This is a genomic window from Achromobacter maghribensis (genome assembly GCF_057334215.1).
Genome location: NZ_JBHFII010000055.1, coordinates 133,451 through 145,302 on the forward strand (window position 1 = coordinate 133,451; position 11,852 = coordinate 145,302).

General features: G+C 63.4%; 7 protein-coding genes. 3 read left to right on the forward strand and 4 right to left on the reverse strand.

The features are described 5' to 3' along the window. A partial coding sequence (locus ACE039_RS24365) for an EAL domain-containing protein (protein ID WP_485823537.1) occupies positions 1 to 1,708 on the reverse strand: 1,708 nt, incomplete at its 3' end. A 609-nt stretch (positions 1,709 to 2,317) separates the two neighbouring features. Between ACE039_RS24365 and ACE039_RS24370 the strand changes: the two genes are divergently transcribed. From ACE039_RS24370 to ACE039_RS24380, 3 genes are read left to right on the forward strand one after another with little or no spacing between them, the layout of a single operon-like run. Further along, positions 2,318 to 3,700: a putative bifunctional diguanylate cyclase/phosphodiesterase gene (locus ACE039_RS24370; RefSeq protein ID WP_448708846.1), complete on the forward strand. Its 1,383-nt coding sequence runs from the start codon at positions 2,318 to 2,320 to the stop codon at positions 3,698 to 3,700. A 36-nt stretch (positions 3,701 to 3,736) separates the two neighbouring features. Further along, positions 3,737 to 4,804 (forward strand): chorismate synthase, encoded by a 1,068-nt coding sequence (gene aroC, locus ACE039_RS24375; RefSeq protein ID WP_485823538.1) that lies wholly within the window; start codon positions 3,737 to 3,739, stop codon positions 4,802 to 4,804. Between the two features lie 44 nt (positions 4,805 to 4,848). Further along, positions 4,849 to 5,676, forward strand: a complete 828-nt coding sequence (locus ACE039_RS24380; protein WP_448708844.1) for a M48 family metallopeptidase — start codon at positions 4,849 to 4,851, stop codon at positions 5,674 to 5,676. Positions 5,677 to 5,689: 13 nt separating this feature from the next. On the opposite strand, the gene ACE039_RS24385 is transcribed toward ACE039_RS24380, so the two are convergent. From ACE039_RS24385 to ACE039_RS24395, 3 genes are all read right to left on the reverse strand, one after another. Beyond that, the gene (locus tag ACE039_RS24385; RefSeq protein WP_485823539.1) at positions 5,690 to 7,666 is read right to left on the reverse strand and encodes a bifunctional diguanylate cyclase/phosphodiesterase; all 1,977 of its coding nucleotides are present in this window, start codon (positions 7,664 to 7,666) and stop codon (positions 5,690 to 5,692) included. A 17-nt stretch (positions 7,667 to 7,683) separates the two neighbouring features. After that, positions 7,684 to 8,367, reverse strand: a complete 684-nt coding sequence (locus ACE039_RS24390; protein WP_485811603.1) for a transglutaminase-like cysteine peptidase — start codon at positions 8,365 to 8,367, stop codon at positions 7,684 to 7,686. A gap of 104 nt (positions 8,368 to 8,471) precedes the next feature. Next, a partial coding sequence (locus ACE039_RS24395; RefSeq protein ID WP_485823540.1) for an Ig-like domain-containing protein occupies positions 8,472 to 11,852 on the reverse strand: 3,381 nt, incomplete at its 5' end.

The window sequence follows — 11,852 nt, forward strand, 5'->3', positions numbered from 1 at the left end:
GCGGGCGGCCGGGGCTGTGCAACAGACCGGTGATGAAACTGCCGCATAGCTTGAGGTACGACGCGGGATATTCGTGCAGATGTTCCATCGCACCGAACTGCTGCGGCAGACGCGATATGCCCATCCGGGCGCCCGCCTGGGTGACGATGTCGCACAGTTGGCGCAAGTCCGCGCCTTGTTCAACCAGCCCGGCGGCATCGACTTCGACGATCAAGCGTTGGGTCAACACCGGACGATCGGCCAGCATCCTGCCGAGCCTGGACAGGAAGGATGTTTGCGCCAGCGAGGCCAGCGATAGCGGAACAGTCAATGCTCCGGCATGGGTGAACAGCCAATCCAGGCCCAGTCGAATGGCCTGGATGTCGCATTCGGCGGACAGGCCCAAGCGGACCGCGGGCGGCATGAAGATGGATGCCGGCACGGGATCTTCGCCCGACGCGTCATGCAGGGTCAGGCTGGCCTCGTGGTGCAGCAATGCGCCCGATACCGCGTGCAGCGGCTGGATCGATAGTGAAAAACGGTGTTGTTCCAGGGCGGTCGCCAGGGCGTCATGCCAACTGTATTCACCGATACGCGTGCTGTCGGCGGCCTGGCTTGCCGGGGTGATCTGGTCGTCGTCCGCGCTTTCGGCGCACATCAAGGCGTGGTCCAGCCGGGCCAGCGTATCGCTCATGTTGTCGCCGGGGGCGAAAGCGGTCATGGCCAGGGCCCACCGGCACCAGCCATACTTATCCATCGGCACGCGCAGCGATCGCAGTTCTCGGCGGACGCGCTCTGCCAGCAGGCTGGCCTGCGGCGCGGATGTGTTGGGCATCAACAACGCGAAGTCCGACCCGCTGATGCGCGCGATCTGCGCCGACGGCCCACCGAATTCCTCAATCAGTTTGCGCAAGCGGTCGGATGACGAACGCAACCATTGATCCGTAAAGGCGCGCGACAAATGCCGATTGATCTCGGCCAGATCGCGCTGGCGGAACATCAGGATGTGGCCGCCGGCATCCGGCGCCTTGTCCGTCAACGCCGACCTGAACTGATCGACGAAGTACTTGCGGTTGGGCAGGCGGGTAACGGTATCGCGGTAGATCTCGCTTTGCAGGGATTCGATCTTTGCGTTCTGTTCTTCGACCGTGGCCGCCACCCGGCGCTGCGCGTCGACCAGCGCCTGGTCCACGCCGGCCAATTCGCACGATCCTGTCAGCGCCGCGTGGTTGCCCGGGTCCAGCGCACGCACGCGCTCGCAAATGTCGCGCGACGTCCGGGTCTCGATCCAGCGTACCAGGTTCAGGGCGAATAGTGCCCAGAAGACGCCCGCCCCAAGCACCAGGCCCAGGATCCGCACGCCGCCTTGCCACAGCGTGTCGCGCGCCAACCGCGTGTCCGCCTGCACCGTGACGGTGCCTCGGGCGCTGCCGTCAGCCGAGCCGAAGGGCCGCGACACCGCCGGTGCCTGCACGTTCAACCACGCATTACGCCAATTCCCGTCTCGAGCTACGGCGTGTTGGCGCTTTTGGTGTTCGGCGACAATATTTCCGCTTTCATCCGTGATGCGCACGAGCGCATACAGCCCTTGTTCGAATAGATCGTTCGCCAGGGTCGAGCGGTCTGTCGGGCTGGACGTGGCGTGGGACAGCGCCCAGGCCAACGCGCTGGCGCCGCCTTCACTCTGCTGCGTGACTTGCGCGCTGAGATAGCGATGAGCGGCAAGCATCCCCAGCGCTTGGGCGCCGAGCAGGATGAAGCCGATCAGAAGGGCTGTGCAAAAAAATAACCGGCGGAATGTCGACATGTGTTTGGGGTTCCCTTTTTGGACGGCATGCCTGCTCGCGGGGAGCGTTGCCGGGCGGCCGATGAAAGGGGACGTCGGGCTGCGAACGCGTCCAACGGGAAAAAGCCTGGATAAGAAACGTGACACACGTTACTAATACCTCAGTGGCGCCGCTTACACTGTAATTCGGCATGTCACATAACGTACAGAATATTACGAAATTCACTACGACATCTGACGACCTGTGCAATTATTTCGATCGTGATCACTGCCCGCGTTGAGAACTATTGAGACAGGACGTATTAATTTTTGGGCTTTGGCTGTCGTAGTAAGGGTAGGGCATGGATCTATGGACCGGCCAGCGAATGCTATCCACGGACCGATATGACCATCCACGAGCAAGCAAAGGGCCTTAGGATTTCAAGGAAAAGGGGCGCGTTGCCTCTGAAGTGTGGCGTTTTTTTGCGAAAACAATGCATAATTTAAAAAATGTTACAGCCCTTGGGTTCTTTCTCGGACCGCAACGCCAGGGGTTTCTAGATAGGGGGCTCCGTGCGTGAGAGTTACCTGCTCGCACTGTGCCTGATGCTCGCAGGTGCACTTGCGGCGATTAGCGTGTTTTTCGTCCGCAGGGAACGTGCCTTGCGTCGACGGCTGACGCGCGACGAATTGACCGGCGTCCTGAGCCAGCAGGAGCTGCATCGCCGCGCGCGCGCCTGGCTGGGGCAGACGGAAGGGCCCGCACGCCATGGCGCTTTTTTCCTGGTCAGTTTTGAGCAATACGCCGAAATCAGCGCCATGCTGCGCGCCGGTGAAGACCGGTCGCTGCTGGTGCAGGTGGCCAACCGCCTGGGCCTGATCACTCGTACGTTGGGCGGCATGGTCGCGCGTACCGGAGTCGACAGCTTTACGGTATGCGTGCCTGAGGTGGACGAAGTGGGCGCTGCCCAAGTCTCGGCCAAGCTGCTTGAGGACTTGAACGCCCCGTATGAATTGGGGGGGCGTCCCCTGATTGTCGTCTTCCGGGTGGGGGCGGCGTTGTATCCCGAGCACGGCCGTACTGTGGAAGAAATGCAACGCTGCGTGCAGGTGGCGATGGTTCCGCTGAAAGAACGGGGCGGCCCGGGATGGAATCTGTTCGATTTCCGGCTGTTGGCGCGGCATCGAGACCAGCAAGGCCTGGAAAACGATCTGCGCCTGGCTTTGACGACGCCTGCCATGGAGCAGTTCGAACTGTTCTATCAGCCGGTGTGCGATAGCGGGACCGGAGTCGTGCAGGGCTGCGAGGCCCTGTTGCGTTGGCATCACCCCATATTGGGCAGTGTTTCGCCCGCAGTCACCATCGAGTTGGCGGAGCGTAGCGGCCTGATCGTTCCGCTGGGCGCCTGGATTCTGGAGCGGGCCTGCTCGCAGGCGGCGTTATGGCCGCCGGCTTGGCGGGTTCACGTGAATCTGTCGGTCAAGCAGATGAACGAGGAAGGGCTGGTGCAACTGGTAGCCGACGTGCTGGCGGCCAGCCGGCTGTCGCCGCACAAACTGGTGCTTGAGATCACGGAATCGATCTTCATCCTGCACTACGAGCGGCACGTGAAGATACTGAATACGTTGCGTGCCAAGGGTATCGGCGTGGCGCTGGATGACTTCGGTTGCGGGTATTCCAGCCTGAACCACCTGCGCCATCTGCCCATCGACTGGGTCAAGATCGACCGCAGCTTCATTTCAGCGCTGGAGTCCGACGCCGGCAGTCGCGAAGTCGTGTCCGCGCTGTTCGGGTTGTGCCAAGCCATGCGCCTGCCAGTGGTGGCCGAAGGCGTCGAAACCGAAGGCCAGCGCGAAATCCTCAAGTCCCTGGGATGCCGGGAGATGCAGGGCTTCCTGCTGGGACGCCCGGCGCCCGCATCGGAAATCCAGGCTTTGGCTTCGGCGGTGTCATAATCGGGGTTGCTTGCAAATCCGACCTGTTGACTCCCTATGCCCGGCAATACCCTAGGTACCCTATTTACCGTTACTAACTTCGGCGAATCCCACGGGCCGGCCATCGGTTGCGTCGTGGATGGCTGCCCCCCGGGGCTGCCCCTGGACGCCGCTGATATCCAGCTTGAACTGGACCGCCGCCGCCCTGGCACGTCGCGCCACGTCACGCAGCGCCAGGAAGCCGACCAGGTCGAAATCTTGTCTGGCGTCTATGAAGGGGTCACCACCGGCACGCCGATCGGCCTGCTGATCCGCAACACCGACGCGCGCAGCAAAGACTATTCAAATATTGCCGATACGTTCCGTCCGGGGCATGCCGACTATGCCTATTGGCGCAAGTTCGGCGTGCGCGACCCGCGCGGGGGCGGCCGCTCGTCCGCGCGCTTGACCGCGCCCACGGTGGCAGCTGGCGCCATCGCCAAAAAGTGGCTGGCCGAACAGTACGGCGTGAAAGTGCGCGGCTACATGAGCCAGTTGGGCCCGGTCGCGATTCCGTTCGTGTCGTGGGATGAAGTCCCCAACAATCCGTTCTACGCGCCCAATGCCGAGGTCGTGCCCGAACTGGAAGCCTATATGGACCAGTTGCGCCGGGACGGTGATTCCGTCGGCGCCCGGATCGAAGTCGTGGCCGAGAACCTGCCGGCCGGTTGGGGCGAACCCATCTACGATCGCCTGGATGCAGACATCGCGCATGTGATGATGGGCCTGAATGCCGTCAAGGGCGTGTCCATCGGCGCGGGTTTCGACAGCATCGCCCAGCGCGGTTCCGAGCACGGCGACGAGATCACGCCCGACGGTTTCCTGACCAATCATGCCGGCGGCGTGCTGGGCGGCATTTCCACGGGCCAGCCGATCACCGTGTCGCTGGCCATCAAGCCCACGTCCAGCATCCGCGTCGAACGCCGCTCGGTCAATCGTGCGAATGATCCGGTCATGGTGCAGACGCTGGGCCGTCATGACCCTTGCGTCGGCATCCGCGCGACACCCATCGCTGAAGCCATGCTTGCCCTGGTGCTGATCGACCACGCATTGCGCCATCGCGGACAGTGCGGCGATCCGCTCTGACTGACGGGCGTCCCCGTTCCTGCCATCGTCTGCTGGAGACCGACATGAACCGTAAACGTCATCTATTGCGCGGCACGGCCGTGACGCTTCTGCTGGCAGCCCTGGTGGGCTGTTCCGGCATGAATACCACGCAGTCCGGCGCCGTTGGCGTCAACCGCACGCAGTACATGTCCAGCCTTGTGCCGTCAGAGGCGCTGGAGCAAGAGGCCAGCCAGCAATACACCGACATCCTCAAACAGGCTCAGGCCAAGGGTTTGCTGGACCGCGACGCGCAACAGCTGTCCCGGGTGCGCGCCATCTCTCAGCGGCTGATCGCGCAGGCCGGAATATTCCGGCCCGACGCGTCAGGCTGGAAGTGGGAAGTGCACGTGTTGTCCAGCGACGAGATCAATGCGTGGTGCATGCCCGGCGGCAAGATCGCCGTCTACACGGGCCTGATTTCCAAGATCAAGCCAACCGATGACGAGTTGGCCGCCGTGCTGGGCCACGAGATCGCCCATGCGCTGCGCGAGCATGCGCGTGAGCGCGTTTCGCAGCAGATGGCCACCAACCTGGGCTTGCAGGTGCTGTCCATTGCCACGGGTTCCAACGTCGCGTCCGATCTGGGCGGGCAACTCACCAGTGTGATGTTCACCTTGCCCAATAGCCGCACGCACGAGACCGAAGCCGACCGGATGGGCGTGGAACTGGCGGCGCGGGCGGGCTTTGACCCGCGCGCCGCAGTGACGCTGTGGCAGAAGATGGGGGCGGCCGACAGCGGCAACGCGCCGCCGGAAATCCTGTCCACGCACCCGTCGGCGGCGTCGCGCATCACCGACTTGCAGGCCGCCGCGCAGCAGGTGATGCCGCTGTATCAGCAAGCCAAGAAGTAGCGTTGCGCTGCTGTCAGGGTGCGCTGGCCCCGGGTTCCACGCCCGGGCCGCGCATGATGCTGATACCCAGCCTGGAAAGGATGCGACGAGTTTCGGCGTCGGGCACGTCTTCGGCGTAGACCGCGATATCCAAGGTGCGCGCGGTTTCCAGCACCGAAGCCGTCAATTGCTGGCTGCCGGGGCTTTGCGACATCCCGCCCACAAACCCGCCACCCAACTTCACATACGACAAGGGCAACGTGTGCAGCTGCGCCACGGCGCCGAATTGCTGCGCCAGGCGGCGCACGCCGATATGTGCCCCGAATTCCGACGCTACGCGCGCCAGCGTGGCGATCTGCTCATGGCATTCCACCAGGCCGTGGGCGTCGATTTCCAGGAACAGGCGCGGGGCCAGTCCGCGGTGTTCCGTCAGCAACAGCGCCAGCTGGCGGAAGAACTTCTGGCCTCGCAACGAGGGCAGGGCGACCCGGACGGCAAGCTCGCCTTCGTGGGCCACCAGCCATTCCACGCCCAGGCGCACGGACTCCAGATCGCATTCGGCCACCAGATCCAGCCGCACCGCGGGCGGGATGAACAAGGTGGCGGGAATCGCGACCTGGTCCGGGGCCGTGCGCAACATCAGCATGGCTTCCGTGCGCACCTTGCTGCCGTCGGCAGCGACCAAGGGTTCGGTCGCCAATTCGAATTGGTCCTTTTCCAGCGCGGTCAGGATGGCGTCTTTCCAGGCGCGTTCGCCCGATTCCGACGGCGATTGCATATCGGTCGCGCCAGCGATCACGACCTGGTCGTTGTTGGCGCTTTCCGCCCGCATCAAGCCAAAATCCAGGCGCGCAAGCACCGGGCCGGCCTGATTGCCCGAGCCGTAGTCGGTCATGGCTTGCGCCCAGCGGCACAGATGGCCTTCACCGACCGGGATGCGCGAAGCATGCAGGTCCGCCCGCAACTGTTCGGCGACCATCATTGCCTTGGGCGCCGCGCAGCCCGGCAGCAGCAGCGCAAAATCGGAACCGTTCAGCCTGGCCAGCAGCGGGGCCGCGACGTTCAGGCGCTGCAGCGTGCCTTGAATGCGCTGGCATGCGGCGCGCAGCCATTGATCGATGAATTCGCGCGGCATGTGGCGGTTCAGGTCGGCCAGATCCCGCTGACGGAACACCAGCACATGCCCGCCGGCAATCGACCGCGACCCCGGCTGGCCCACGGCCGTAGCCGGCGCTTCCAATGCTCGCCGGAACTCGTTGACGAAGTACTTGCGATTGGGCAGGCCGGTCACCGGGTCCTGGTTCAGTTCCAGTTCCAGCGATTCAATCTTGGCGTTCTGTTCTTCGACGCTGGCATACACGCGCTCACGGGTCTGGTTCAACGCCTGCACGACGCCGGACAGCTCGGGCACGCGGGCCTCGACCTGCTCGGGCGGGGTGTCCCGGCCAATGCTGCGAACATGGTCGCTGATCTCGCGCAGCAAGCGGTTCTTGATCCAGCCCACCAGCACAAACGCGAACACGGCCCACAATACGCCCGCGCCCACGACCAGCGCGATCATCTTCAGGCTGCTGCGCCACAAGGCTTCCCAGGCATAAGCGTCGTTGGCGGTCAGCGTGACTTCACCGATCTGGCGCCAGCCGTCGCTGACGGCATGGCTGGCGGGTTGCGTGTCCAGCGGCGCCAATTTCTGGAACCATCCGGGAACCGACTTGGGCGTGGCGTCGGATTTGCGCTCGATCAGCACCTTGCCGTCTGGATCCGCCAGGCGTACCAGCGAGAAATGGCCGCCATCGTATAGGGCCGACACCAGCAATTCCTGAAGGACCGGGTCGTTATTGGCCGGCTGCGACAAGGACAGCGCCAGCGACACCGCGGCATCGGTGCTCTGCACCTGCAACTGGCCCGACAGGTATTCGCGCGCCGAGTTGACGCTGAGCGCCAAGGTGCCCAGCAGGATGACGCCGATGGCAAGGGTAACGCTGAGCAGTAGCTGTCGAAGTATGGACATAGTCTTGTTTCCGGCCGTCAGGGGCGTATGCCTTCCCGTTCCATGCGTTGAAGTAGATCACGCCAGCGGCTGAGTCGGTCAACCGGCGCGGCGGGCTTGCCGTCAACGTAGACGCCGTCGGCGTTGAAGCTGAAGACCGGCGTCAGGTCGCGACGCTGCGTCGCCGGAAGAATGGTTGATATCAGGCTGTCCAGCACCAGCGGGACGGCATTCGGGGTTTCGTAGTAGCCAAGCACCATGTGGGCAACCTGGCTGCTGCTGGCGGGGCCGCCGATGCGTGCGCGGACGTAGATGAAGCGCAGCTTGTTGGCGGGGACGCCCATCGAGAGCAAGGTGAAGTACTTGCCGACCACGTAGTCTTCACAGTCGCCAGCGCCTTTGCCCAGCGATTCCAGCGGGGTGGCCCAGTAGTCCGCTTGCCCCCAGATGGTCGTGTCTTCGCCCGAAAGCAGCGCGCGATTCCAAAAATCGTTTGCAAGCGTCAGCTTGTCGCGTTCCTGGGCGGGTGGCGGGTTGCGCAGCAGTTGCAACCAGCTTCCCACCGATTTCGCGCCTTTTGCGCCATAGCGGCTGGCCGCCAGGCTTTGCAGCCGGTCGGTGCTGACCTCCAGGGCGAAACTGCCGCCCCAGACGCAAGCCAGGCATAGCAACACCAGTCGGCACAGGGTCTGCATGCCGCGGAAACGGTGAGTCGAGGACATGAAACGGATTTTCACATTTTTCCGACTCTCGCAGACATCCCTGTTTAAAAAATGCCTGCGTCCTGGGGCGGGCCGTTGCGGACCCGCCCCAGGGGTACGAGGGGTTAGCTGTGGTCGACGTTCAACTTCCCCTTCTGCAGCAGGTCGGTGATGATGGCCTGGTCCGTGAGCGTGCCGCCATTCGTCAGGTCGACATTTTCCAGGATGATCTTCTGGTCCGCGCCCTGGCCGATCTGGCCCGTGGTGCTGATCGAGATCATCGTGTTGGCGCTGTTGGCGGGATCCTGCGAGAAGTGCAGATACTGCGAGAGCGTGCCGTCAGTCTCGTGCTGCAGCAGGTCCTTCAGATCCAGCACGTCCCCGCCGTCCGCGATTCCGGCATTCGAGAAGTCCTTGATCACGTCCACCGCCGGCAGCGCCGTGGTGCCTTGATCGCCGAATTCCCACTTGAACGTATCGCTGCCGCCCTCGCCATACAGGATGTCGTCGCCCTTGCCGCCGATCAGGACGTCGTTGCCGGCGCCGCCGTGCAACGTGTCCTTGCCGGTGCCGCCGTACAGGATGTCGTTGCCGTCATCGCCGTACAGGACGTCGTCGCCGCCCTGGCCGTACAGGATGTCGTTGCCCGAGCCGCCATGCAGTTCGTCATTGCCGCCGCGCGTGTCGCCCGGCACGTCGAAGATCGCGTGGTTTTCCGAGATGAACTTGTGCAGATCGGCATCCGTGGGCTGCGTACCGTCCTTCAGCAGCAGGAACTCCTTGAGCGCATCCAGGCCAGACCCGTTGGGCAAATCGGCCGGTTTGACGGGGTTGCCGTCGACACCCCACGGCAACAGATCCGTGTTGACCGCGTCGCCAAACAGAATGTCCGCCCCGTCGCCGCCGAAGATCTTGTCGTTGCCGACTGCCGCCAATTCGTTGGTCGTGCTGCCGCCGACAAGCGCCGATTCCAGATCAGACGGGTCGTGCACAACCTGGGACGCGCCCGTGCGTCCCGACGTGTACGTTCGGATATCGTCGATATCGACGCGGAATTGGCCGGTGCCGCTGCCCGAGCTCTTGTCATTCACGACGAACTCGAAGCGGTACTCACCAGGACCATGGATCTGCGTCACGGTGTCGGCCTGGGTGCCCTTTTCGGCCACCGTCCATACGCCGTCGACCAGTTTCAGCAAGCGCCATTCGAAGGTGTCCCCGGCACTTTGGTTGCCCAAGGTAGCCGTGAATCCGAACGAAGCGCCGGAGGTGGCCGTCACGACCATCTTGTGCGATTCGGCCATCGTCACGGTAACAGGGGAGCCGTCCGACGTCGTATCGATGATGCGCATCTTGTTGCTGGAGTTCGAGACCGACCCCGTGCCGCTCTTCTCCCAATTCGCGGAGTTGTTCACGCCAGGGGTGTTGTTGAAGGTCGCGACGGTCCAGCCACCACTGGTGAAGGTAGCGCCCGTATTGTCGTATTTGTCCAGGGTGGATACCGACACGCCGTCGCCGATGCCAATGCCGTGGACATCGCTGACGCCGGCCAGCTTGCCAAACTCCGTATCCCGGTTGTACCAGGCTTCAGAGCTGGGTTCGCCGTCCGTCAGGAAGAACGTCAGATTCTTGTAGGGCTGGCCGTTGGCATCCACGGAGGGCTGGTCGGCGAACCAATCCGTCGCCTTGTTGAAGGCAGCGCCGTAAGGCGTACCGCCGTCGGCGGACAAGCCCATGATCTTGTTGACGATCTGGTCGAGGTTGCTATGGTTCAGGCCGGAAATCGACGTCTGCAGCGTGCTGGAACTGCCCGCGAACGTGACCAACGAGATGTTGATCGTGCCATCGTGGTCCACCAGGTGGTTTTCCAGCAGGGAACGCAGCGCCTTCTTGGCCGTCGCCAGTCGCGTTTCGCGGTTGGAGCCCAAGCCCCAGTCGTAACCCATCGAGCCCGACAGGTCCAGCACCAGTGCGATGTTGTAGCTGGTACCCGGCGTCACGTTCTGCTGCAGCCCGCCCTGGTCGCCCAGCAGCACGTCGTTGCCGGAGCCTCCCTTGACCGTGTCATCGGTATTGTTGCCGCCGACAAACTGGTCCACGTGCAGCTTGAACGTTTGCTGTTCGGACGTGTCCTGGCCGCCGTTCGTGGTGCCGCCCGAATCCTTGACGCGGAACTCGAAGGACGAGCCTGCGTTTTCGCCGACGTTGGAAGCGTCAGGCCGGAACAGCAGTTTGCCGTCCGCGAGATCCGTGGCGCTGATTTCCTGGCCCTGGGTAACCGGTTGGCCGTTGAGAAGCAGCGTGCCGCCGGACGGGAGAGAGTCGATGATCAGCGACTCCATCGCATTGCCTTCCACCGGGTCGGAGAACGCGAAGTCGTCCGTGCCGAAGACGTAGTCCTGGCCTTCCGCGACGTTGCCCGAGGCATCTTGCGAGACCGGCGCATCGTTGACGGGCAGGACGCCGATATCCAGGACGGAGGAGGTCGTGTCCGTGCCGTCCGTCACGGAGTACGTGACCTGCGGAACGACTCCATTCCAGTTTGCGTCGGGTGTGAAGACATAACCGCCGTTGGCGTTGACGATGATCGTGCCGACGCCCGCAATGGCCGCGACACTGCCTGCGTCGTACTTCGTCCCGTTGATCGAGAACTCGGTGACGGTCAGCGTATCGTTTTCGGCATCCGAGGCGCCGGTAAGCACATTGCCGATCGCGGTCTGGTCTTCCAGGATCTGGATGGTGTGAGCCTGGAGGACCGGGAGGTCGTTGGTGCCATTGATGATGATGGTCAGTTCAGCAGTGCTGGTGTCGCCGTCCGCGTCGGTGATCGTGTAGCGGATGGTCTCGGTCAGCGTGTCGCCGTTGCCCAAGGCTTGAACGGCGGGCAAGCCGTTGCTCAGCTGATAGGACCAGGTGCCGTCGCCGTTGTCGACCAGCGTGCCGTACTTGGCGTCGCCGGTGGTGATGGCGACTGTGCTGGTGTCCGCGCCCAACGTATCGTTGGTGAGCACGTTGCCCGTGATCGGAGAGGTGGCGTCTTCCGTCACGGAAGATTCGTCGCCTCTGGCAACCGGCGCCGTGTCAATGATCTGGATGACCAGGTCATTGCTGGTGGCGATACCGGCCACGTCGGTGACGGTGACGGTGAAGCTGTCCTTGACCGAGTCATCGCCAGCGGTGTGATCGTCAGCGCCACCCGTCTCCTGATAGGAGTAGGTGATGACACCGGTCGTGGCGTCATAGGCGGTGATGGTCAGCACGCCCTTGTCGGTGGTGATGACGACAGGGGTCGTGGAGGCATTGGTGACATCATGGCCACCAACGCTCACTCCGGCGACGCCAGCTTCCGCAGACACGGTGACCTTGCCGGTGACGGTCTCGCCAGAGGCTTCAACCACGCTGTTGTGTGCGTCAGTGACGTTGCCGTCGCCGTCTTCGGGCGTGACAACCGGCGGACCGTCGGTCTGGCCGTTGATGGTGATAGTCAGTTCAGCGGTGCTGGTGTCGCC

Bases quoted from the DNA above. Each gene is read 5' to 3' on its own strand.
- ACE039_RS24385 (WP_485823539.1), bottom strand. From the start codon at position 7,666: ATGTCCATACTTCGACAGCTACTGCTCAGCGTTACCCTTGCCATCGGC.
- ACE039_RS24390 (WP_485811603.1), bottom strand. From the start codon at position 8,367: ATGTCCTCGACTCACCGTTTCCGCGGCATGCAGACCCTGTGCCGACTG.
- aroC (WP_485823538.1), top strand. From the start codon at position 3,737: ATGCCCGGCAATACCCTAGGTACCCTATTTACCGTTACTAACTTCGGC.
- ACE039_RS24380 (WP_448708844.1), top strand. From the start codon at position 4,849: ATGAACCGTAAACGTCATCTATTGCGCGGCACGGCCGTGACGCTTCTG.